Genomic DNA, 22161 nt, shown 5'->3' on the forward strand with positions numbered 1-22161 from the left:
CCCGCGCCCTACCAGGAGGCTTCGCCTCCTGGACCTCCACCAAGGGCTTCGCCCTTGGAACCCATGACTCTGTGCCGCGCAGCGCTGATGGGGTGCAGGGGCCTTGTGGCCCCTGCCGGGTCCAGGGCAGAGCCCTGGCCTTGCCTTACTTAAAAGAATCCCAGCGCCTTCGGGCTGTAGCTCACCAGCAGGTTCTTGGTCTGCTGGTAGTGATCCAGCATCATCCTGTGGGTTTCGCGCCCGATCCCGGACTGCTTGTAGCCGCCGAAGGCGGCGTGCGCGGGATAGAGGTGGTAGCAATTGGTCCAGACCCGTCCGGCCTGGATGGCGCGGCCGAAGCGGTAGGCGCGGTTGCCGTTGCGTGACCACAGCCCCGCGCCCAGGCCGTAGGGGGAGTCGTTGGCGATCGCCAGGGCTTCTTCCTCGTCGCGGAAGGTCGTCACCGACAGCACCGGGCCGAAGATTTCCTCCTGGAAGATGCGCATGCGGTTATGGCCCTCGAACACGGTCGGGGTCACGTAGTAGCCGCCGTCGAGGTCGCCGCCGGGCCGGGCCCGCTCGCCGCCCGCCAGCAGCTTCGCGCCTTCCTTGCGGCCGAGGTCGATGTAGGAGAGGATCTTGATCAGTTGCTCGGAACTGGCCTGGGCGCCGATCATGGTGCCGTCGTCGAGCGGGTTGCCCTGGACCACCTTGGCGACGCGGTGCAGGGCGCGTTCGATGAAGCGGTCGTAGATGCTTTCGTGGACCAGCGCGCGTGAGGGGCAGGTGCAGACCTCGCCCTGGTTCAGCGCGAACATGCTGAAGCCTTCAAGCGCCTTGTCGAGGAAGTCGTCATCCTCGGCCATCACGTCGGCGAAGAAGATGTTGGGCGACTTGCCGCCGAGTTCCAGCGTGACCGGGATGATGTTCTCGGCGGCGTATTGCATGATCAGCCGTCCGGTCGAGGTCTCGCCGGTGAAGGCCACCTTGGCGATGCGGGGGCTGGTTGCCAGCGGCTTGCCGGCTTCCACGCCGTAGCCGGTGACGACGTTGATCACGCCGGGCGGCAGGATGTCGGCGATCGCCTCCATCAGCACCAGCACGGCGAGCGGGGTCTGCTCGGCGGGCTTCAGCACCACGCAGTTGCCGGCGGCGATCGCCGGGGCGAGCTTCCAGGCGGCCATCAGCAGCGGGAAGTTCCACGGGATGATCTGGCCGACCACGCCGAGCGGCTCGTGGAAATGATAGGCGATGGTGTCGTGGTCGATCTCGGCGAGGCTGCCTTCCTGGGCGCGGATGCAGGCGGCGAAGTAGCGGAAATGGTCGATGGCGAGCGGCAGGTCGGCGGCCTTGGTCTCGCGGATCGGCTTGCCGTTGTCGATGGTTTCCACCGTCGCCAGCAGCTCGAGCTTTTCCTCCATGCGGTCGGCGATGCGGTTCAGCACGCGGGCGCGCTCGGCGGGGCTGGTGCGGCCCCAGGCGTCGCGCGCGGCGTGGGCGGCGTCGAGTGCCAGCTCCACGTCCTCGGCCGTCGATCGCGCATGCGTGCTGATCAGTCGGCCGTTGATCGGCGACAGGTTCTCGAAGCTCCGGCCCTGCACCGCCGCCTGCCAGCGCCCGCCGATCCAGTTGTCGTAGTGTGGGCGCAGCGCGATGTGCCGCGCGACCTCGGCCAGGGTCTTCTCGACCATTCTTTCCGTCTCCTCGCGTGTTGGCGGTCCGGTGGTCCGGCCGCGTGGTTCGGGCGCCGGTTGCCGCGACGGGCCTCCGGATGCTTGGCGCGGAGTGTGTCGCAGCAGGCGGCATTCCGACCATGACCAATTGGTCTTATGCCGCCGGCCTGAGGGGCCCGGGCGGCGTGCGCGCGGGGCGCCGCGCCGGCGGATGCCGCAGGGGAAATTGCGGGAACTCGTAATAATTAGATGCAGAATATATAAATGTTCGGCGCTATATTTTTTGTATTTTTGCTTTTTGTGGGTATTTCGGCAATGATATGTGACGAAGCCATGACCTTTTGAAATGGTGTCATGCAGATGACTTTGTGGATCGCCAATCTGAAGATTGCCTCCCGGCTGATGATCGGGTTCGGTCTTCTTGTTTTGTTCCTTTCCGGCATCAGCGGCGAATGGGTGTATTCCACCGATGCCAGCCTGCAGGTCCTGCGGGATGTCATCCGGCTCAAGGACAACGAGGCCCTGAACGAGCGCGCCCAGGGCAGCCTGCTGGAAGGACGGCTCGGGGTGTGGGTGGCGCTGGCCGGCGGCGATGACAGGGCCTGGTCGAATGCGGAAAATGCCTTCGCCAGGACGCACCAGCAACTGGCCGAGCTGGCCCAGGCTACGACCGATCCCCGCCGGCTGGAGATGGTGCGGGAGCTCGATGCCCAGGTGACCACCTATGCCACCAGGGCCGCCGAGCTGCGGCGGCTTGGCGGGCGGAACGAGGTGCTCGCCAGCAGCGAGGGCAAGGCGGTCGCGGCCGGAGTGATCGCCGCGGGCAACCGGGTCCGCGCCCTCGGCGAGCCGCTGTCGCAGGACTATCTGCGTGCGGCGAAACAATTGGCATCGCAATCGACGGACAGCCTGCAGGGGGCCATCCGGCTGGCGATGTGGCTCGGGCTGGTCTCCGTGCTGAGCGGGGTGGGGCTGGCGGTCATCATCGCGCGCAGCATCACCGGGCCGGTCAGCGCCCTGACACGGACGATGCGTGCGCTGGCTGACCGGGACCTGTCGGTGGCGATTCCCTCGCTGGAGCAGCGCGACGAGGTGGGCGAGATGGCGCGCACCGTGCAGGTGTTCAAGGAGAGCATGCAGACCGCCGACCGCCTCGCCGCCGAGCAGGAAGCCAGCCGGGCCAGGCGGGAGCGGCGGGCGGCCCAGATCGAGGCGCTGGTGCGGAATTTCGAGCAGCAGGCAGCGGAACTGGTGGGGCACCTCTCCAGCTCGGCGACCGAGATGACCGCGACCGCCGGGCAGATGACGCAGACGGCGAGAGACTGTCGGAAATTTCGTGTGCGGGATGACATGATGGGAAGGAAGGAGAATCCCTCATGGCCCGACGCAAGGAGCCGCGTATCCCGGACGCGGTGCTCGACCAACTGCTGGCGGGAGCTGACCCGAAGACGGCCTTTGACCCGAAAGGCCTGCTTGACGAGCTGAAGAAGGCGCTGGCGGAGCGGGTGCTGAACGCGGAGATGGATCACCATCTGGCTGGCGACGAGACCGGGAACAGCCGCAATGGCTATGGACGAAAGACGGTGATCACCGACACGGGGAAGCTGACCCTGGAGATCCCGCGGGACCGGCAGTCGACTTTCGATCCCCAGCTGATTGCGAAGTATCAGAGACGATTTCCTGGCTTCGACGACAAGATCATTTCCATGTATGCGCGTGGCATGAGCACGCGGGAGATTGTCGGCCATCTTCGTGAGCTTTATGGCATCGATGTCTCGCCGGATCTGATCAGTGCGGTGACTGATGCCGTTTTGGACGAGATCACCACCTGGCAGGCCCGACCGCTGGAGCCGGTCTACCCGCTGGTTTTCTTCGATGCCCTGCGGGTGAAGATCCGGGACGAAGGCATGGTCCGCAACAAGGCCGTCCATGTGGCACTTGGCGTGCGAGCCGACGGCACCAAGGAAGTCCTTGGTCTATGGCTCGAACAGAACGAGGGAGCGAAATTCTGGCTGCGGGTGATGAACGAGCTGCGCAATCGTGGCGTGGAAGACATCCTGGTTGCCGTAGTTGATGGATTGAAGGGCTTCCCCGAAGCCATCCTCGCGGTCTTTCCCCAGACCACCGTTCAGACCTGTATTGTTCATCTGCTGCGCCAGAGCCTGGATTTCGTCTCTTACAAAGATCGCAAGGCGGTCGCCGGTGCCCTCAAGGAAATCTACCGAGCAGTAGACGCCACCGCGGCAGAAGCGGCATTGACGGCTTTTGAAGAAGGGCCATGGGGCCAGAAATACCCGGCCATTGGCCAGAGTTGGCGCCGCGCCTGGAGTGAGGTGATCCCCTTCTACGCCTTCCCGAGCGAGGTTCGACGCATTCTCTATACGACCAATGCTATCGAATCTCTCAATGCCAAACTTCGGCGGGCGGTGCGGGCGAGAGGACATTTTCCGAATGACGACGCTGCATTGAAGCTGCTCTTTCTGGTCTTGAACCGGGCGGAGAAAGAGTGGACCATGCCAGCGCGTGAATGGTGCATGGCCAAGGCCCAGTTCGCCATCCTTTTCGGCGAACGGTTCACCCGGGCTCTGGCCTGAACGTGTGCAACGTCATCTCGCACACGAAATTCCGGATAGTCCCGACGGCGAAGCAGACCAGCGGCCAGGCCGGCATCGTCGCCGGCGCCGCCAACGAGGCATCCGCCAGCGTGCAGACCGTCGCCTCGGCCACAGAGCAGCTTTCCGCCTCGATCGGCGAGATCACCCGCCAGGTCGAGCAATCCACCGCGATCACGCACCAGGCGGTGGAGGAGGCGCGGCGCAGCGATGCGACGGTGCGGGCCCTGGCCGAGGCGGCGCAGAAGATCGGTGACGTGGTCGGGCTGATCACCACCATCGCCGGGCAGACCAACCTGCTGGCGCTGAACGCCACCATCGAGGCGGCGCGTGCCGGGGAGGCCGGGCGCGGCTTCGCGGTGGTCGCCACCGAGGTCAAGAGCCTGGCGACCCAGACGGCGCGGGCGACCGGGGAGATCGGCGCGCAGATCGCCCGCATCCAGGCAGCGACGCAGGACGCGGTGGCCGCGATCGACGGCATCGTGCGCACGATCGGCCAGGTCAACACCATCACCGGGACGATCGCGGTGGCGGTGAAGGAACAGGGCACCGCCACCGCCGAGATCGCCCGCAGCGTCCAGCAGGCGGCGCACGGCACCGACGACGTGACCCGCAACATCTCCGGCGTCAGCTCCGCCGCGACAGAGACCGGGGCGGCCTCGCAGCAGGTGCTGGAGGTGGCCAGCACGCTCTCGAAGAACGCCGAGCGGCTGGCCGGGCAGGTGAACACCTTCATCACCGGCGTGCGCGCGGCCTGATCCGGGGCGGGTCCGGGAAAATCGTAAATACTGTGGAATATTTTCAGATGTGCATATTATATTGCAATTTCACGGGAAATCGTCTTGGTATTTATTGCGGGGAAATTATGGTGCCGCTGCTGCCTTCCTCCGTTTCCGGCCAGGGCCTGCCGCAGGGGAAAACCGCATTTGCCTTCGCCTCATTGTTGGATTTGCTGCCCGGCTTTCTACGCCCGATCCGGGATGCGGATGCGCGGAGCGGTTTGCGCCCGGTCCCGGGGGACGGGCGCATCCGCCGCGGGGCGGGGCGAAGGGGGCATTTTCCAGTTGCTGCGGCGCCCGGAAAATGCCCTGGGTCCTCGCCTGCGCAGCTTGTCCTGTCCGACGCGGACCCCCGTGCGACCAGAGGGGGCGCTAGCAGCCCTGGATGATGCTCGGCGGCGTCGTTGGATGCGGCACGGGGGTCAGGCAGCCGCTGCCGGAGCCACCACCGCTGTCACCACCACCGCTGCCGCTGCCGCTGCCGCTGCCGCTGCCGCTGCCGCTGCCGCTGCCGCTGCCACCGCCGCTGCCACCGCCGCTGCCGTTGGCGATATTGATGTCGATGCCAACATTGACAGCGACATTGACGGTGTTGCTGGTGCCGCCGCCGCCGCCGCCGCCCTGGCCGCTACCTTGGCCATGACCGCCACCCCAGCCGCCGCCACCGCTGCCCTGGCCACCGCCTTCGCCATGGCCACCGCCACCGCCACCGCCGCTGCCCTGGCCACCACCTTCGCCGTGACCGCCGCCCCAGCCGCCGCCGCCACCCTGGCCGCCACCTTCGCCATGGCCGCTGCCCCAGCCGCCGCCGCTGCCCTGGCCACCGCCTTCGCCATGACCGCCGCCCCAGCCGCCACCGCTGCCCTGGCCGCCACCTTCGCCATGGCCACCGCCGCCACCGCCACCACCACCGCCGCCACCACCGCTGGTGTCACACTCGGTGCTGTTGTCCGGCAGGAGGTCGTGGAGATTGACGTTGATGAACCGGATCGATTGCCGGGCGGAGAGGCACAGGACCACGTCCTGGCCCTCCTGCACGAAGTTGAGGCCGGGGATGGCAAAGCCGTTGCGTCCGGCCAGCAGGAACGTGTCTTCGCCTGGTGTGAAATCGGTGATCGTGTCGTTGCCGTCGCCGTAATTGAATACGAACGTATCATTACCGGGGCCACCCGTCAGGCGGTCATCCCCGGGGCTGCTGGTCAGAACATCGTCGCCAGGCCCGCCGTTGATCACCTTGATGCCATTGTCACAGCCGGTCGCGCCGGCATCGTTGGCATCCGAAGAATATGCAAAGGAGGCGTGTATATCCGTCATATAAGGGCTCCGTGCATTTTGAACGTGCATTTCTGCATAAATATATGCCGTAATTATCGGCATTCTTGATTTGCATGGTAAGATATGTTGCTGATCAACACATTGCCCATGCATGGCTCATGTCGTTAAATGAGCAAATGCTGCATATCATATGATCCAATAATCAAAATATATAATGCAGCTCTCTGAAATCACATAAACGAGATAATTTGATATTATATCATTAAGCCAATGTACTATGAATGGATTACGGATATGTGAATTTAAATTTGACTGAATGGGTCCCGTCACGGCCTCGCCGCGCCGGATTCTTCCGGCGCTATGCAACGTTGTGACGCGCTACGCCGGCTGGCCCGCCAGCAAGCCGGCCAGCGCCGCCGCATCGGCCAGCCCATGCAGCCGCGCGAGCCGCGCCGTCAGGGCCTCCGGCGCGTCGGCGAGAGCGCCATGCTCCATCTCCGCCGCGACCCGCGCCAGCGCGACCAGCCCGAAGGCCGCGGCCCCGCTTTTCAGCGAATGCGCCTCGCGCAGCAGCACCGCCCGGTCGTCGCGGGCAAGCAGCTCCGTCATCGCGCTCAGGCGGCGTTCCACCTCGGCGAGGAACTGGGTGCGGATCGTCTCGTAGGTATCCTGCCCCAGCTCCGCGATCATCTGCCGCACCGGGTGCGGGTCGAAGGCGGGGGCACCTTCCGGCGCGGCGGGCGGCGGCGGGCTTTCCTCGGCCGCCGCCGGTCCGTCGCCCCGGGGTGGCGCGTGCCGGGCCAGCATCGCCCGCAGCGCGGCGAGGCGCAGTGGCTTGGCCAGGAAATCATCCATCCCGGCGGCCAGGCAGCGTTGCCGGTCATCCGGCAGCGCATTGGCGGTCAGGGCGATCACCACGATGCCGGCGGCGGGGCCTTCCAGCGCCCGGATCGCCCGCGTGGCCGCGAGCCCGTCCATGCCGGGCATCATCATGTCCATCAGCACCAGGTCGAAGCCGCCGGCCCGCACCGCCTCCACCGCGCGCGCGCCGTTCTCCGCCACGCCGGCATCGTGCCCGAGCCGCTGCAGCATCGCGGTGATGACCAGCCGGTTGGTCGGGTCGTCCTCGGCGAGCAGGATGCGCAGCCGCGCCACCGTCTGCGGCGCCGGCGCCGCCACCCGGGCGGGGGCCTTGTCCGGGGCGGGCGGCAGGCGGACGGAGAAGCGGAACACGCTGCCCGGGCCGTCCTCGCTTTCCACCGTGATGTCACCGTCCATCTGCGCCACCAGGCGCGCGCAGATGGCAAGCCCCAGCCCGGTGCCGCCGAAGCGGCGGGAGATCGAACTGTCGCCCTGCGAGAATTCCCGGAACAGCCGGGCCTGCGCCTGCCGCGGGATGCCGATGCCGGTGTCGCGCACCGTGAAGGCCAGCGCTACCGCCCCCTCCGCCGTGGCGGCGTGTTCCAGGGTGAGGGTGACGCCGCCCGCGGCGGTGAACTTGATGGCGTTGCCGAGCAGGTTGAGCAGGATCTGGCGCAGCCGGCCCGGATCGCCCAGCACCGCCGGCGGCGGCACCGCCGGCAGGCATACCCGCCAGTCGAGCCCCTTCGCGGCCGCTCCCGCCTCCAGCATCCGGCAGGTTTCCTCCGCGAGCGCGGCCGGGTGGAAGGGAATGCTCTCGAACACCATGCTGCCGCCGTCGAGGCGCGAGAAATCGAGGATGTCGTCGACCAGCCGCAGCAGGTGGTCGGCCGAGCCCTGCAGCCGGTCCACCCAGACAAGCTGGCGCGCATCGAGCGCGGTGCCGCGCAGCAGCTCCGCCAGGCCGATCACGCCATTGATCGGGGTGCGGATCTCGTGGCTCATCGTCGCCAGGAACTGCGACTTGGCGCGGTTGGCCTGCTCGGCTTCCTCCTTGGAGGCGCGCAGGGCCTGCTCGGTCCGCTTGAGCTCGGTGATGTCGAGCGCCAGCACGTAGAAGCCGTGGACCACGCCTTCGCGCAGATCCGGGATGTAGTGGACCAGGGCATGGCGGAAGCCCTGTCCGCCGGGGGAGGCCAGGTCGCGCTCGAACACCTGCGTGTCCCCGCCCAGCACGGCGGCGATGCGCACGGCATGCATCCGGTAGCGCTCCTCGCCGAACAGCTCGAGGATGCTGCGCCCGAGCGCCTGCTCCTCGCGCAGGCCGAACCAGTCGAGGTAGGGCCGGTTGGCGAAGCGGTTGCGTTCTTCCCGGTCGTAATAGGCGATCAGCGCGGGCATGTGGTTGAGGATGGTGCGCAGGTGGTGCTCGCGCTCCTGCAGGCGCTGCTGGTTGTCCTGCAGCTCGATCTCCAGCAGCTTGCGCTCGGTGATGTCGGCGAGGCTGCCCACCATGCGCAGCGGCTTGCCCGTGGCGTCGCGCTCGACGATGTCGCCGCGGTCGAGCACCCAGATTTCCCGCCCGTCCGCCCGGATCACGCGATGTTCGCTGTGGAAGCAGGACGTGGTGCTCACCGCCGCGCGCAGCCGCGCCAGCACGTCGGTGCGATCCTGCACGTGGACCATGGAGCAGGGCAGGGTGGCGGGGTGTTCCAGCAGGGTGTCGCCGAGCCCCAGCAGCTCGGCCCAGCGGGCATTGTGCGAGACCGCTCCGCGCGCCACGTCGTAGTCCCAGACGCCTTCCCCGGTCGCGGCCAGGGCGTATTCCAGGCGCCGGTGCAGCGCCGCCATTTCCTGCGTGCCCTTGTCGCGCGCCTGGCGCATCGCCTGGGCGAAGCGCCTGACGTGCTCGGTGTGGTCGAGGATCAGGCTCTGGTGGTAGCACAGCACGCAGGTCACCAGGACGGCACCGAGGAAAGTGACCAGCACCGCGGGCGGCAGCGATGCGGGGCGGAGCGCGGGACCCGGGGTTGCCACCACCATCCAGGTGCGGCCGCCGACGGTGAAGGTTGCGGCCGCGTGCAGCCCCGCGGTCAGCGTGGCGGGCGCGATCTCCGCGGCCTTGGGGTGGAGCAGGCGGTTGCCCTCCGGCGCGGAGAGGTCGAACAGGTGGATGTCGGCCAGCGCGGCGTGGGCGCCGGCGTGGGTGTCGTTCAGGTGGTCGCGGCTTTTCTCGATCAGGTCGCCGATGCGGAACACGCCGCACACATAGCCGCGCAGGGCCTGCCGCCGGGCCGCGACGGTGTCGTCCGGGGGAGGGCGGTAGACCGGGGCCACGACCAGGATGCCGAACTGGTCGGCGGTTTCCTGCACCAGGGAGATGCGGCTGCTCGCCCGGGGCTCGCCGCTGTCGCGGGCCGCCTCCAGGGCCAGCCGGCGCACCGGGCTCGATGCCGGATCGAAGCCGATCGCCCGGCTGTTCGACGCCTGCGGCTCGGCATAGAGCACCGGGAAGAAGTCCTCGCGGTCCCCGGCGGGCCGGCGCGCCCCGCTGGCCGGATCGAGTTCGGTGATGGTGAAGTCCGCGGGCCCTTCGGCCCTGGCCAGATCCTCGAAGGCCGCGCGCGCGTCGCGGCCGACCCGGGGCATCCACTCCAGCGCCTGGATGAACGGGGCCTCGCGCAGGGTCGGCGCGACCATGCGGCGGAACCGGTCGCGGCCCGTCACCGCGGCCTCGATCGTCTCGAAATGCCCGGTGAGCAGGGTGAGGCCGCTGATCGCCGTGTCCACGCCGGCGTGGATGGAAATGATGTGCTGCTCGGCGATCCCGCGGAAGCTGGCGGCCTGGCGCTCGGTTTCCAGGTGCAGGACGAACCACGACAGCAGCCCCCCGATGCCGAGCCCAAGCACGATGATCGGCAGCAGCCGCGCCAGCATGCGGCGCTTCCCGGGGGGGCGGCCGTATCGCGGCATGGGCTCGCGCAGAGGGTTGATGCCGGCAGGCGGCGTGTCGGCGGCACGGCGGCGGCGCCATGCGGCGCGCAGCGGGGCGCGCCATGCGGCGCGGAGAGGCTGGCCCGCCCGGTTCGGCATGGATTGCGCTACCGGGTCATGCCGGGCAGGGGCAGGCGCCTGTTCGTGCCGCCCTGGTCATCGCCGTGATCGGGATGTCGGCCCCCGAAGGTTCATTGGGTTTCACCTCAAGCAGCAAATTATTCATTTCGAATAATTTACGATTGAGGCAATTTATAATTCTATGATACTAAGAAGATCAAGCGAAATTACGGCAAAAATTACTTGAATTTATGATAATGATTTGTCGTGGCAATCACTATTTAGTTGAGAAATCATAATAATTTGCATATGTTCTTCCTGCCACCTGCTGCAACGCCTGGAGCAGGCAGCCCGGCCCGGGGCAGGCTTGCCCCGTGTGGAAATCCGCCAGGACCGGTTTCTTTCAAACGTAAACGTGACGAACCGGAGGGTATATTCTAAGCTATATTCGATGCCGCTAACGTTGTTTTCGGATTTTGATTAGATAGGTTCCGTAAATATTTGTAAGACTGCAAGGTGTATACCAATGATACTTGTGGGTCAACCGAAGGCAGTCAGGGTGCGCCCGCAATGGCCGCTGTCCCCGGAGACGCATCGCTGACGCACACGCCGCGCACCCCGGGCAGCGCCGTCTTCGAATGGGACACGGCGAACGAATACGGCACCGGCTCGCCGGAGCGCGATGCCCTGTACGGCTGCGCGCCCGGGGCAGTGGCGACCCGTGCCGCGGTGCTCGCGGTGGTGCATCCCGACGATCGCGCGCTGGTGCGCGGGTTCTTCGCCGAACTGGACGCCGCCCGCCACGGCGACATCCTGCAATGCGAGTACCGCGCCGCCGCCCCGCAGGGCGGCGTGCGCTGGCTGCGCAATGTCTGCCGCGTCGAGGTCTCCGCCGGCCGGCGGCACATCAGCGGCGTGCTGTCCGATGTCACCGAAGGCAAGCGCGGCGATGCCGTGCTGGCGCTCAGCGAACGGCGCTACCGGCTGCTCGCGGAGTATATCGGCACGGTGCTGTGGCAGGCGACGCCGGACGGCTTCATCACCCATGCCCTGGGCTGGACCACCCTTACCGGCCAGCAGGAGGGCGAGTACCAGGGCCATGGCTGGATCGAGGCCGTGCATCCCGATGACCGCCCGGTGGTCGCGGCGGCGTGGCGCCGCTCCTGCGCGGCCGGGCAGCCGGTCGATGTCGAGTACCGGGCCCGCAGCGTCGCCACCGGGGAATGGGTGTGGCTGCGCGCGCGCACCGTGCCGGTGCACGACGACCAGGGCCGGCTGATCGAATGGTCGGGCATCTGCGAGAACATCGACCAGCGCCGGCGCGACGCCGCGGCGCTGGCGGCGGCGAAGGACCGCGCCGAGCAGCAGGACCGGGCGAAATCGAAATTCCTCGCCGCCGCCAGCCACGACCTGCGCCAGCCGATCCAGTCGCTGTACCTGCTGGCCGCGGCGCTGGAGCCGCATGTGCGGCCCGAAGGCGCCGCCGCGCGCGAACGCCTCTGCCACGGCCTGGACGTGTTGAGCCGCGTGCTCAACGGCATGCTCGACCTCTCGCGGCTTGATCTCGACCTGGTCGTGCCGCGGCCACGGGATTTCCCGATCGGCGAGCTGCTCGAGGACGTCGCCGCCGGCTACGCGCAGCCGGCGCAGGCGAAGGGGCTGGCGCTGCGCGTCGTTGCCTGCGCCCCGGCGATGGTGCGCACCGACCCGGACATGCTGCGCCGGCTGCTGGCCAACCTGGTCGAGAACGCGGTGCGCTACAGCGAGCGCGGCGAGGTCACGCTCGGCTGCGCCCAGGCCGGGGGCGCCGTCGTGGTCTCGGTGCGCGACCAGGGCATCGGCATCCCGCCCGGGCAGCTCGACCTGATCTGGGAGGAATTCCGCCAGCTCGCCAATCCCGCGCGCGAGCGCAGGGTCGGGATGGGGCTTGGACTGTCCATTGTGCGGCGCCTGTCCGCCCTGCTGGATTGCCCGGTCGGGGTGGACTCGACGCCGGGGCAGGGCACCGCCTTCACGGTCACGGTGCCGCTCGCCGCCGCTGCCGCCCCGCCGGCCGTGGTGCCGGCCTTGCCCGAGCGCCCGGTCCAGCCCCCGGCGGCAGTACGGCGCGCGCGGCCGCCGGCTATCCTGGTCGTCGACGACGACCCGCTGGTGCGGGAGTCGTTCGAACTGATGGTGGAAAGCTGGGGCAGCGACTGGCTCGTGCAGGTGGCCGGGTCGGTGGCGGAGGCCATGGCGCTGCGCTGCCCCGACGCGGTGGTGATGGATTACCGGCTGGGCGAGGAGACCGGCGACGCGGCCATGGCCCGGCTGCGCGCGCATTGGCGGGCGCCCGGCCTGCCCGGGGTCCTGCTGACCGGCGACACCGATGCCGGGGTCGCCGCGCGCGCCCGGGCGAGCGCCATGCGGCTGCTGCACAAGCCCGTGGATACGCGCCGGCTGCGGGACGTGCTGGCGGCGATGCTGGCCGAGGCATGACCGCCCTCGGCCGGCGGGGCTGAAAAGCCGGGTTACACCTGTAGCAAAATTCCCTGGTCCGGTCATGATCGCGTCATTCAGCGCGGATAAAACCCTGCCTTTGGCATGGGGGCAAAAGCAATGGACGGGGCAGGGGCATCACTTGTGCTGCGCTATATCCCGTGGAACGAAGACAACATCTATTCGAAGATGGCGATCGATTATCGAAGGATGATGCTGGAACGGGGAAAGAAAGTCGCGGGGAAGAATGTGGCTGTCCTGCACTACACCCCTCTGGATGGCGGGGATCACCTGTTCCTGGTGACGTGCAGCTCGCAGCAGGGGGGCTTTCATTCAGAGAAGGCCGTGTTCGATTGCCTTGAGGAGAGACTGCGTGAGCAGGGGGACGAAATCGCCCATCTGCAGGGTCTTTACACGGAAAGATCACCCTGCGGGCGCGGGCGCGGCATGAAGGACTGCGAGCGTTACCTGCTGGACAGGTTCCGTTTTCCGGGTGACAGGGTGTTCAATGCGTCGGGGGCTAGGCTTCCGGTGTATTACAGCTTCGAATACCCGTCGGGTGGGAAAAGCGAGCTGGATTATATTGATTACCTGTGCCGGAAGATCGGCCTGGATCAGGTCGAAAGCGAGAAAAACCGCAACGCAAAACAGCGGAGCTATCGGGAGATGTGCCAGGAATACGCCGATTTGTGCAGGCTGGACCATCGCGACATTACCTTCCGCATCACGCGGTTCGAACATGACCTGTGAGGGGGGCGGGCGCGCCGGCCCGTTTGGAGATCGCCCGCCCCGGGGCGATACTGCCGTCGCAGGGAGACGTCGCGCGCGAGCCGGGAGCATGTCCGGACCGCGCGGCGAAGGGGAGCGTGCCAATGACCAGGGTCCTGATCGCCGATGACCATCCGCTGTTCCGCGAAGCGATCCGCAACGTCATCGCCTGCCTGCTGGAAGGCGAGGGGGGCGGCTTCACCTGCCTGGAGGCGACGGATGCCGAGGGCCTGGCGCGGGCCACCGAGGCCGCCGGGGATGACCTGGACCTGATCCTGCTTGACCTGTTCATGCCCGGCGCGGACGGGATGGCGCATCTGGTGGCGTTGCGCCGGCGGGTGCCGCAGACGCCGGTGGTGGTGATCTCGGCGCGCGAGGACGGCGCCACGGTGCGGCAGGCGATCACCTGCGGCGCCGCCGGCTTCATCCCGAAATCCGCGCCGAAGGAGCAGATCGCCACCGCGCTGCGCGTGGTCTTCGCCGGCGGCATCTACCTGCCGCCGGGCCTGGCCACCGACGAGCCCGCCGTCGAGCCGTCCGGGAGCGAACTGACGCCGCGCCAGATCGCGGTGCTGGAACTGATCGTGCAGGGCAAGTCCAACAAGCAGATCGCGCATGAGCTGGCGATCAGCGAGATGACGGTGAAGGCGCATGTGACCGCGGTGCTGCGCAAGCTCGGCGTGTTCAGCCGCGCCCAGGCGATCGTGCGGTTCCGCAACCTGGTTTCGTGAATGGGATCCAAGGGCCTTCGGCCCTTGGTGGAGGTCCAGGAGGCAAAGCCTCCTGGTGGGGTTTGGGGCAACGCCCCAAGGCAAGGGCTCTGCCCTTGACCCGGCAGGGGTCAGGGGACCCCTGCACCCCAGGTGCGCTGCGCGGCGGGTTACGGCGGCAGCAGATGCGCCAGCATCGCCCGCAGCCGGGCCGGCGCCACCGGCTTGGCGAGGAACCCCAGGCCCAGGTCGCGCACATCCGCCCGCATCGCCTCGCCGCGGTCGCCGGAGACGACCAGCGCCGGCACCCCATCCCCATAGCGCCGCCGCAGCGTCGCGATCGCCTCGGTGCCGAGGCCACCGCCATCGAGGTGGTAATCGGCCAGGATCACATCCGGCCCCTGGTCCAGTTCCTCCAGCCGGCCGATCGCCGCCTCCGCCGAGGCCGCGGTCACCACGATGCAGCCCCAGCCCCGCAGCAGCGCGGTCATGGCCTGGCGCACCCCCTCGTCGTTCTCGACCACCACGGCCAGCCGGCCGGGAAAGCCCGTGGCCACCATGGGCGGCGGCGGCGCCTCCCGCGGCACCGCCGCCGCATCGCCCAGCGGCACCCGCACGGCGAAGCGCGAGCCATGGCCCGGACGGGAACTGACCTCGATGCCAAGGCCGAGCAGCCGCGCGATGCGCTCGACGATGGCCAGCCCCAGGCCGAAGCCGCGCTCGGCCGGGCGGGGCGCGCCATCAAGACGACGGAATTCCTCGAAGATGAGCTGCTGGTCCGCTTCGGGGATGCCGATGCCGGTGTCGATCACCTCCAGGCTGGCGCAGGCGCCGCGGCGACGGCAGCCGATCAGTACGCTGCCCCGGCCGGTGTAGCGGATGGCGTTGCCGATCAGGTTGCGCAACACCCGCTCCAGCAGGCGGCGATCGGTGTGCAGCACGGCGGAGCCCTGCACCAGCCGCAGGCGCAGCCCGGCCTGCTGCGCCTGCGGGCGGTATTCCTGCGCCAGCCGCGCCAGCAGCGGCGCCACCGGGAAGGACGCCGGCTCCACCGGCCACGCCCCGCCATCGAGGCGTGCGATGTCGAGCAGCGTCGAGAGCAGGTCGTCCACCGCATCCAGCGCCGCGACGCTGCGCTCGACCAGCCAGGCGGGCTGCCCCGCCGACACCTGCTCGGCGAGCGCGCCGAGGAACAGCCGCGCCGCATTCAGCGGCTGGTGCAGGTCGTGGCTGGCCGCGGCGAGGAAACGCGTCTTGCCGAGATTGGCCTGCTCGGCTTCCGCCTTGGCCTTGCGCAGCGCCGCTTCCATGGCGTGGCGCTCGGCGATCTCGTGCAGCAGCGTCTGCGTCAGCGCCGACAGCTCCGCGGTGCGCTGGCCCACGCGGCTTTCCAGCGCGGTCGCGGCCTGGAACAGCGAGAAGGCGTTGCCGGGCGGTGCGTCCATGTCGCGCTCGACCCGGTCCATCAGCACCTGGTTGATGCGACGCAGCTTGTGGTTCTCGGCCTCCAGCGCGGCCAGGCGCTGCGCGATATCGAGGGGGCCGGTCACGGTCCCTGGCATGCGATCATTCTCCCCGTGGGAAATCTGTCGCATCCGGGCCGGGTCGCACAAGGGGCGGGGGCGCCGCGAGCCGCATACGATCGCATTTGGCAACGCATATCCAGAGTTGATGCGAAACTATAATTATTTATACTATACAACTGCATGAGTTCGTGTCTATTTATCTGTAGATATTCTTCTGCCGTTCCATGCCGCCATCGTCTCCGTGCCAGCGCGCGATCCCGCGCGGCAAGGGAGGTGGAGGTGTCGCATGTTTATTCCTTTACGGAAACGTCGTTGACGTGGTCGTCAGTTCGCGGGGAGTGGGATGCGCAGGGACCATGATCCATGTGATCCGGTCGCAATAACGGCCGGCGCATCGTGGGCGGGTGCGCCCTCCGACTTCGTGAGTGCGGCGGCCTTGTCGTACGCGCTCTACCTGCAGGAGCCGGGCGATGCCAACGCGATCAGCCTCGGTGATATCCACCAGGGTGGGATCGGCGACTGCTTCCTGCTTGCGGCCATCGGCGAACTGGCGCTGCTGCATCCCGACCAGATCAGGAACATGATCCAGGTCAACGGCGACGGCACCGAAACGGTGACGCTCTACGTTGATGAAAATGGTGGGATGCCCACCGCCACAACAACCAGTCTTGTGCCAAGATCGGTAATCGTCAACAATAATTTGTTTGCCGCGAACGGCGTCAATCACGGCCCTGCGCAATGCGTCGTCAATAATCAAAAAGAAATTTGGGTGCAGGTACTGGAAACCGCCTACGCGTCGCTGTACGGCGCCGGCAATGTCGCCAGCGGCTACGATGTCCTCAACCGGGGTGGCCGCCCGGAGATCGCCATGAAGGTGTTGACCGGCTGCAGTGCGGACCTCATTTCGCCGGCAAACGTGACCCTGCAACTGCTGCTGGATGATCAGGCCGCCGGCGACCTGATCGTCATGGGCACGCCCGCTTCCGGCAACCTGCCGTTCAATCTTGTGAACAGCCATGCCTACATGTTCGACAGTGTCACCATGGTGAATGGCACCGCCATGGTGAAGCTGGACAATCCCTGGGGACCCGGCAACACCCCGCCGGCATTGATCCCCCTCTCGCAACTCCCGGGCTGCATATCGGGGATCTCCATCGGGCGGTCCCCTGTGCCGGATCTCGTGGCGGATACGCTCCGTCTGGGCAGCACGTCGGTGACGGCAGGCGCGAGCACCACCCTGTCCTACCACCTCGGCAATCTGGGCACCGGCAGCGCGGCGGCAGCCACCTCGAAGATCTACCTGTCCACCAACAGCACGATCTCGGCCTCCGACACCCTGATCGCGACGGTGAACGAGCCGTTATTGCTGAGCTACTACTACATGCCGGACAGCATCACCATCACCTTGCCGGGCAACCTGGCGGCGGGGACCTATTGGATCGGCGTGATCGCGGACGCCAACAATCAGGTGAGGGAAAGCAACGAAGGCAACAACATCTCGCTCGCCGTCAGGATCACGGTGCCGGGCGCGTCCGGTGCCTGGGATGATGTCCTGGCTTCCCCGCCCGGATCGCCCGATGCCGCCGGCGCGCCGGCCCCGATCGGTTTCGTCACGCCCGCCCTCGACTTTGGACTGCCCTTGCCGTCCGTCTGCACGGAGGCCGCGACCCCGGCCAGCCCGATGGCAAGCGGCGGGGCGGATGCGCTGTGGATCGGCTGCGGCGGCGGCCATCCGCCCGTGATCGGGGCGGCCGGGGACTGGCGCGCCTTTCAGTGCAATGCGCCGGGGGCAAGCGAGGGCACCGCGGTGTCGTTGTAAGGGACGCTGGCTCCCGACTGGGTGCCCTTGAGCAGGTGCGTGCCCGCGGAGGTGCCGTCGCTGACCCAGGTTTGCACCTTCCCCGTCGGTTCTTCCCCGTTGAACAGCACAAGCCCGTTCCCGATCGGGATAAAATCCGGGGTGATGAAGTCCGAGGTGCGGGCAATGTCCGCCAGCCTGTGCGTCCCGGCCCCGGTGCCATCGCTCACCCAGGGTGTGAAGCCGTCAGTGGGGTCATCGGCCCAGAACAGGGTCCTGGAGCCGACAAGCTGGAAGCTCATCGGTAAGCTGCCGACGGTTCCCGGCCAGATGTCGGCCAGCATGTGGGCGCCCGCCGTCGTTCTGTCCGAGGCCCATGGTTCCCAGCCATGCACGCCGTCGGTCATCCAGAACAGGGCTGTCCCGTTGCCGAGCGGGATGAAGTCGGAATCCCCGCCGAAATCAATGGTCGGGCGGACCCCCGGCGGGCGATTCTCCTCGATGGGATGGGGGATGTAGTCGGGGGCCTGGACCACCACGTGCGTGCCGGCTGCGGTGCCGTCGGTGATCCAGGGCCTGGCGTCGTGGCCGCCCTCCTGGTTCCAGAACAGGGCACGCCCGCCGCTGACCGGCGCGAGATGCGCCGATTTCGGAAACGGGTACTGATTGATGATCTTCACCGGATGGGTGCCGCAGGCGGTTCCGTTCGTCGCCCAGAGCTCGGTGCCGTTGCAGTGCCAGACCTCCACAAGCGCGGTTCCGTTGTCGAGGGGGACGATATTGTCGCCAGAGTCGCCGAGCGTGCTGCTGAGAGAGGCCTCGCTGGTACTGGGATTGACGTTCCTGACCATCCGGGTCCCGGCCGTCGTGCCGTCAGTGGCCCAGAGTTCGCTGCGGCCCGCCCCTTGGTACATGACGAACAGCGCGGTTCCGGTGCCGAGATCGACGATCTTGCTGACGTACCTGGGGCTCGATACACCGGGATTGATATCCTTGACCAACCGGGTCCCGGCCGTCGTGCCGTCAGTGGCCCAGAGTTCGGTATCGTGCCGTCCATGGCCCCACGGAACGTTCGTGTCATAGTTGACCATGAACAGCGCCAAGGCCGGATGCGTCTCCGTGCCCGGCCCATGCTTGTCTGAGGTGGAATCAGGAGACGTGCACATCGTTTCCTGCCTGCCCGCGAACGCGGGCAGGCCCCCTTGCCATTTGATCCGTTCAAAGCCGTGCTGCAATTTCCTGACCATTATAAACTTGCAGATGCGAACAATAATTACATCATAAAATCACGCTTTGCTGTCTTTTTCACAGTATTATTTTCAAATTTGTGCTGATCTTTATGGGTGGAAAGTTCGGGTGAACGGACCGCGGATCATGATGATCCGGAATTCGTTATGAACCAGCAACAAAAGCAAAGCGGCGCGTCAAGCGTCGCGGTCGGTGCGGTGCTTCGTTGCTGATCCGGGCGCTGCCGGGGCGCTGGTTTCTACGGGGCAGGCCCCAGCGCGAGGCCGGTGAAGGTCTGGTTGACATGCATGGCGGCGAACTGCTCGCCATAGGAGCTGAAGCCGATCACGTTGTTGCGGGCAAACAGCTTTCCCATTTCCTGGCGCAGTTGCCGCTTTTCCGCCTGCAGCGTGCGCAGGACGCAGTCGAAGCCGATCACCAGCTCCGGCGGGCCGATCTCGGCATGGATCGTCTCGAACAGCGCGCGCAACTGCGTCAGCGCGTCTTCCTGCGTGGCGAGGCGCAGCACCACGCCTTCGTCGATGGCGCAGAAGAAGGCCAGGCTGCCATCGGGGTTCGCGCGCCGGATCGAGCGGATGTAGAAATCCCCGCCCGCCCGCACCATCAGCGGATGCTCGGCGAACACCGCCGGGGTCAGCTCGTCGGGCGGCAGGCCGATCAGGCGCGCGTATTCGCGGGCGGCGGGCTCGGCGTTGATTTCCGTGACCAGGCGGCGCGCCGGATCGGCGCCGGTGACCACCAGCCGCACCGGGGTCGCGGTGAAATGCTGGGCGCGGAACAGCCGGATCGGCCGGCGCAGCCGCGCGAGCGTCAGCAGCGCCGCATCCTCGTGGAAGCGGCCGCGATGGTAGACATGGGTGTGGCGCAGCCGCAGCCCGTCGCCGGCCGAGGCGCCGAAGATCGGCATGGCCGACAGCCCGCCCTGGATCGAGCTGAGCACCAGTTCCTCGCTGGCCGACATGCCGTCGATCAGCAGCATGGCGAAGCCGTGCGGCATCTGCGCCCCGGCGGCGCTGCCGGCGAGGCGCCGCAGCAGGGTCTGCGCCGCCGCGTGGCCCTGGCCGGGCTGGAAGCGCGAGAGTGCGTCGATGCGCTCGCTGACGGCGCGGCATTCGCTGGCGGCGAGGCTGAACCCGGTGATGCCGCCTTCGACATAGCCGACCGGGGTGATTTCCCCCGCGGTGGTGCAACCGATGATGTCGATGCCCTGGAAGCGGGCGTCGATCTCGCGCGCCAGCGCGTCGAGGTCGTAGTCGGGCGAGCAGAAGAACACGGCGAGCCCGGTCTCGGGCTGCGCCAGCGCCGCGTGCAGTTCGGCCGCCGCCTCGGCCGGGGCGGATGCAAGCGAATGGCCTCGCCGGATGCCGTTGGGTGCGCCGGGCATGCGATCGTTCTCCCTGTGGCAACTGTGTCGCAGCGGGGCCGGTTCGCACAAGGGGGGCGCCCGAGGGCGGGCAGGGCGGGGCGGGTCCGCAAGGGGCGAAGATGCGGCTGAAAGTCAGCCTGATTTGCGCCGGGGGGGATTTTTGATTTTCCATGTTCAATAAACTACAAATGCAGTACAAATATTATGCGAATAAGCAAGTTTATATCACAATATTTGATTTGAAATGATTGGAAAATTGTAGCGCGCCATTTGGCCGGATCGGATCGAATGGCAAGGGGGCCTGCCCGCGTTCGCGGGCAGGCGGGAAGCGATGTGCACGTCCAATCATTCCGGCCCGGGCCGTCAGGGGCCGAACACGGGGCCGCATCGGTCCTTTGCGCTGTTTTCGGCGAACGATGGAACGCATGGCTGGGAACTCTGGGCCACCGACACGGACGGCACGACGTCCGGGACGCGGATGGTCAAGGACATCAATCCCGGCGGACATGACAGCGTTTCCGACGAGATCGTCGCTCTCGGCAACGGAACCGCGGTGTTCGCGGCCTGGGACTTCAGCCGGGGCATCGAACTCTGGGCGATGAACGGAACCGCCTCCGGCACCACAGCGGTGAAGCGCATCAATCCCGACATGGGTGCGGAATTGCCGCGGCTTGAGTCGACCGGTGACGGTCGTGCCCTGTTCTGGGGTAAGGACAGCCCAGCGCAGCACTGGTACGAACACCGGATCGTCCAGCCCTGGATCACCGACGGCACGTCCGCGGGCACGCACGTGATCAAGGAGAACGCCCCCGAGTTGAAATATCCCTTTAATCCCAAGGCTGAGGGAAGCGGTGAGAACGGTCGGGCCGTGTTCGTCGCCGATGACGGAACCCATGGCTACGAGCCCTGGGTGAGCGACGGCACCTCCGCGGGAACCCACATGGTGGTGGACCTCCGGCCGGGGACCGCCGGCAGCGAGCCGATGGGATTCGTGTCCAACGGCTCTGGCAAGACGATGTTCTCGGCCGATGACGGCGTGCATGGCCGGGGGGCCTGGGTCACCGATGGCACGGCCGCCGGGACCTGCATGCTGAAGGACATGAGCTCCGGCGAGAACGTCCACGCACTCGGATGGGATTTCGACTCGGTTGCGATCGGGGGCGGCCTGGTGTTGTTCAACGCGGCAGACCCGGCGGGGCACAGGTCACCCTGGATTACCGACGGCACGTCCGTGGGCACGCACCTGCTCAGGCACTTCGTGCCTGGATCCGACGGCGCGGAGTCCGGCAATTACGCCGCGGCGCCCTCGCCGGCCCCTGGCGCATCGCACTGAGCTGCGCCGGCTTGCCGCCTGCTCCCGCCAGAACGGCCTCACCGGGGCGTTGCCCGCGCCTGGCCGGCTGGAGCGGACGCTGTTCACCCTCGAACGGCCAGGCTGTCCCCCCCCGGAGTTGGTCTGCACGTCGCCCCGATCCCGGTTGGCACCGGTCGGGCACCCGGGGCGTGTTTTTGCCCGCGTGCGGGGGGCAGGGTTGTCACCTGCTCATCTTCCGGCGGTCGTTCCGCCGTGCAAAGTGCTTCAGCCTGACACTGAAGGAGCACCCGCATGGCCTCACCCGACGCGGCAGACTACACATACGTCGCACCTGTCTACGACCCGCAGCGGGGCATCGATGCCTGCCGTCGGCTGGCCGCTGCCTTCGCCGGCGGCCGTGACCCGCGCGCGGAGGACATCCAGGCTGCCATGGCAGCGGCGACGGCGGCTTTCCCCGGCCTGCAGGATTTCGTCACGGATCTGGCCGACCGCGACCTCGACCCGGAGGATGCCATGCTGGATGTCAGCCGGATCGGCGCGGAGCATCAGGGGACGGTGCTGGCGGCGGCGGCGAAGCTGGCCCTGGTGGGGGCGATGGCGGCGGCGGCGGAACGCTTCGACTGGCACGACGTGGTGGACTGCGCGCGCTTCTGCGCCGATGCACTGTCTTCCTCGGCCCTTGGCGCGCCCTGACCCTGCCGCCGGCTGAGCGCCCCCGC

Annotated in this window: 15 protein-coding genes; 9 read left to right on the plus strand and 6 right to left on the minus strand. The window is 67.3% G+C overall.

The annotated features are described in order from the left end of the window. Positions 1-149: 149 nt before the first annotated feature. A complete protein-coding gene (gene adh, locus NBY65_RS18720; protein WP_150045550.1) occupies positions 150-1670 on the minus strand; it encodes an aldehyde dehydrogenase in 1521 nt (506 codons plus the stop codon). A gap of 336 nt (positions 1671-2006) precedes the next feature. Between adh and NBY65_RS18725 the strand changes: the two genes are divergently transcribed. The 3 genes from NBY65_RS18725 to NBY65_RS18735 are packed head-to-tail and all read left to right on the plus strand — an operon-like array spanning position 2007 to position 5022. Continuing rightward, the gene (locus NBY65_RS18725; protein ID WP_250265697.1) at positions 2007-3137 is read left to right on the plus strand and encodes a HAMP domain-containing protein; all 1131 of its coding nucleotides are present in this window, start codon (positions 2007-2009) and stop codon (positions 3135-3137) included. Beyond that, positions 3029-4246 carry an IS256 family transposase gene (locus NBY65_RS18730; protein WP_250265698.1) on the plus strand — a complete coding sequence of 406 codons (1218 nt, stop codon included), beginning with the start codon at positions 3029-3031 and terminating at the stop codon, positions 4244-4246. The genes NBY65_RS18725 and NBY65_RS18730 overlap by 109 nt, the downstream gene beginning before the upstream one ends. 2 nt (positions 4247-4248) lie before the next feature. Beyond that, a complete protein-coding gene (locus NBY65_RS18735; protein WP_348539797.1) occupies positions 4249-5022 on the plus strand; it encodes a methyl-accepting chemotaxis protein in 774 nt (257 codons plus the stop codon). Positions 5023-5415: 393 nt separating this feature from the next. On the opposite strand, the gene NBY65_RS18740 is transcribed toward NBY65_RS18735, so the two are convergent. Both NBY65_RS18740 and NBY65_RS18745 read right to left on the minus strand, forming a co-directional pair. Next, the gene (locus tag NBY65_RS18740; protein WP_203330763.1) at positions 5416-6357 is read right to left on the minus strand and encodes a calcium-binding protein; all 942 of its coding nucleotides are present in this window, start codon (positions 6355-6357) and stop codon (positions 5416-5418) included. Positions 6358-6696: 339 nt separating this feature from the next. Beyond that, positions 6697-10272, minus strand: a complete 3576-nt coding sequence (locus NBY65_RS18745; protein WP_150045703.1) for a CHASE domain-containing protein — start codon at positions 10270-10272, stop codon at positions 6697-6699. Positions 10273-10803: 531 nt separating this feature from the next. Between NBY65_RS18745 and NBY65_RS18750 the strand changes: the two genes are divergently transcribed. The 3 genes from NBY65_RS18750 to NBY65_RS18760 all read left to right on the plus strand — a co-directional run bounded on the left by NBY65_RS18750 (position 10804) and on the right by NBY65_RS18760 (position 14210). Further along, positions 10804-12711: a PAS domain-containing protein gene (locus NBY65_RS18750; protein ID WP_150045702.1), complete on the plus strand. Its 1908-nt coding sequence runs from the start codon at positions 10804-10806 to the stop codon at positions 12709-12711. A 144-nt stretch (positions 12712-12855) separates the two neighbouring features. Continuing rightward, on the plus strand, positions 12856-13461 hold the full coding sequence (locus NBY65_RS18755) for a nucleic acid/nucleotide deaminase domain-containing protein (protein ID WP_162530916.1): 606 nt from the start codon (positions 12856-12858) through the stop codon (positions 13459-13461). 122 nt (positions 13462-13583) lie between these two features. Continuing rightward, positions 13584-14210, plus strand: coding sequence for a LuxR C-terminal-related transcriptional regulator (locus NBY65_RS18760; RefSeq protein WP_150045700.1), 627 nt, complete (start codon positions 13584-13586; stop codon positions 14208-14210). Between the two features lie 149 nt (positions 14211-14359). Here the strand turns inward: NBY65_RS18760 and NBY65_RS18765 are convergent, their stop codons facing one another. Next, positions 14360-15751 (minus strand): ATP-binding response regulator, encoded by a 1392-nt coding sequence (locus NBY65_RS18765; protein ID WP_150040324.1) that lies wholly within the window; start codon positions 15749-15751, stop codon positions 14360-14362. 400 nt (positions 15752-16151) lie between these two features. Here NBY65_RS18765 and NBY65_RS18770 point away from each other — a divergent pair, with 400 nt between their 5' ends. After that, positions 16152-17534 carry a C2 family cysteine protease gene (locus NBY65_RS18770; RefSeq protein ID WP_250265699.1) on the plus strand — a complete coding sequence of 461 codons (1383 nt, stop codon included), beginning with the start codon at positions 16152-16154 and terminating at the stop codon, positions 17532-17534. Here NBY65_RS18770 and NBY65_RS18775 read toward each other — a convergent pair. Both NBY65_RS18775 and NBY65_RS18780 read right to left on the minus strand, forming a co-directional pair. Beyond that, positions 17486-18760 carry a hypothetical protein gene (locus NBY65_RS18775; RefSeq protein WP_150040322.1) on the minus strand — a complete coding sequence of 425 codons (1275 nt, stop codon included), beginning with the start codon at positions 18758-18760 and terminating at the stop codon, positions 17486-17488. The two genes, NBY65_RS18770 and NBY65_RS18775, sit on opposite strands and share 49 nt — an antisense overlap. A 239-nt stretch (positions 18761-18999) precedes the next feature. Beyond that, positions 19000-20145 (minus strand): FIST N-terminal domain-containing protein, encoded by a 1146-nt coding sequence (locus NBY65_RS18780; protein WP_150040321.1) that lies wholly within the window; start codon positions 20143-20145, stop codon positions 19000-19002. Positions 20146-20605: 460 nt separating this feature from the next. On the opposite strand from NBY65_RS18780, the gene NBY65_RS18785 reads away from it, so the two are divergent. Both NBY65_RS18785 and NBY65_RS18790 read left to right on the plus strand, forming a co-directional pair. Then, entirely contained in the window at positions 20606-21460 is an 855-nt protein-coding gene (locus NBY65_RS18785; RefSeq protein ID WP_239002743.1) for an ELWxxDGT repeat protein, read from the plus strand. A gap of 273 nt (positions 21461-21733) precedes the next feature. Next, complete coding sequence (locus tag NBY65_RS18790) at positions 21734-22135, plus strand: hypothetical protein (protein ID WP_150040319.1); 402 nt, start codon at positions 21734-21736, stop codon at positions 22133-22135. Positions 22136-22161 lie beyond the last annotated feature (26 nt).

It is taken from the genome of Rhodovastum atsumiense (genome assembly GCF_937425535.1).
Taxonomy (GTDB): Bacteria; Pseudomonadota; Alphaproteobacteria; order Acetobacterales; family Acetobacteraceae; genus Rhodovastum; species Rhodovastum atsumiense.

Excerpts from the sequence above, each read along its gene's own strand:
- NBY65_RS18745 (WP_150045703.1), bottom strand. The coding sequence starts at position 10,272 with ATGCCGAACCGGGCGGGCCAGCCTCTCCGCGCCGCATGGCGCGCCCCG.
- NBY65_RS18780 (WP_150040321.1), bottom strand. The coding sequence starts at position 20,145 with ATGCCCGGCGCACCCAACGGCATCCGGCGAGGCCATTCGCTTGCATCC.
- NBY65_RS18725 (WP_250265697.1), top strand. The coding sequence starts at position 2,007 with ATGCAGATGACTTTGTGGATCGCCAATCTGAAGATTGCCTCCCGGCTG.
- NBY65_RS18765 (WP_150040324.1), bottom strand. The coding sequence starts at position 15,751 with ATGCCAGGGACCGTGACCGGCCCCCTCGATATCGCGCAGCGCCTGGCC.
- NBY65_RS18785 (WP_239002743.1), top strand. The coding sequence starts at position 20,606 with ATGGTCAAGGACATCAATCCCGGCGGACATGACAGCGTTTCCGACGAG.
- NBY65_RS18730 (WP_250265698.1), top strand. The coding sequence starts at position 3,029 with ATGGCCCGACGCAAGGAGCCGCGTATCCCGGACGCGGTGCTCGACCAA.
- NBY65_RS18790 (WP_150040319.1), top strand. The coding sequence starts at position 21,734 with ATGGCCTCACCCGACGCGGCAGACTACACATACGTCGCACCTGTCTAC.
- NBY65_RS18740 (WP_203330763.1), bottom strand. The coding sequence starts at position 6,357 with ATGACGGATATACACGCCTCCTTTGCATATTCTTCGGATGCCAACGAT.
- NBY65_RS18760 (WP_150045700.1), top strand. The coding sequence starts at position 13,584 with ATGACCAGGGTCCTGATCGCCGATGACCATCCGCTGTTCCGCGAAGCG.
- adh (WP_150045550.1), bottom strand. The coding sequence starts at position 1,670 with ATGGTCGAGAAGACCCTGGCCGAGGTCGCGCGGCACATCGCGCTGCGC.
- NBY65_RS18750 (WP_150045702.1), top strand. The coding sequence starts at position 10,804 with ATGGCCGCTGTCCCCGGAGACGCATCGCTGACGCACACGCCGCGCACC.
- NBY65_RS18775 (WP_150040322.1), bottom strand. The coding sequence starts at position 18,760 with ATGGTCAGGAAATTGCAGCACGGCTTTGAACGGATCAAATGGCAAGGG.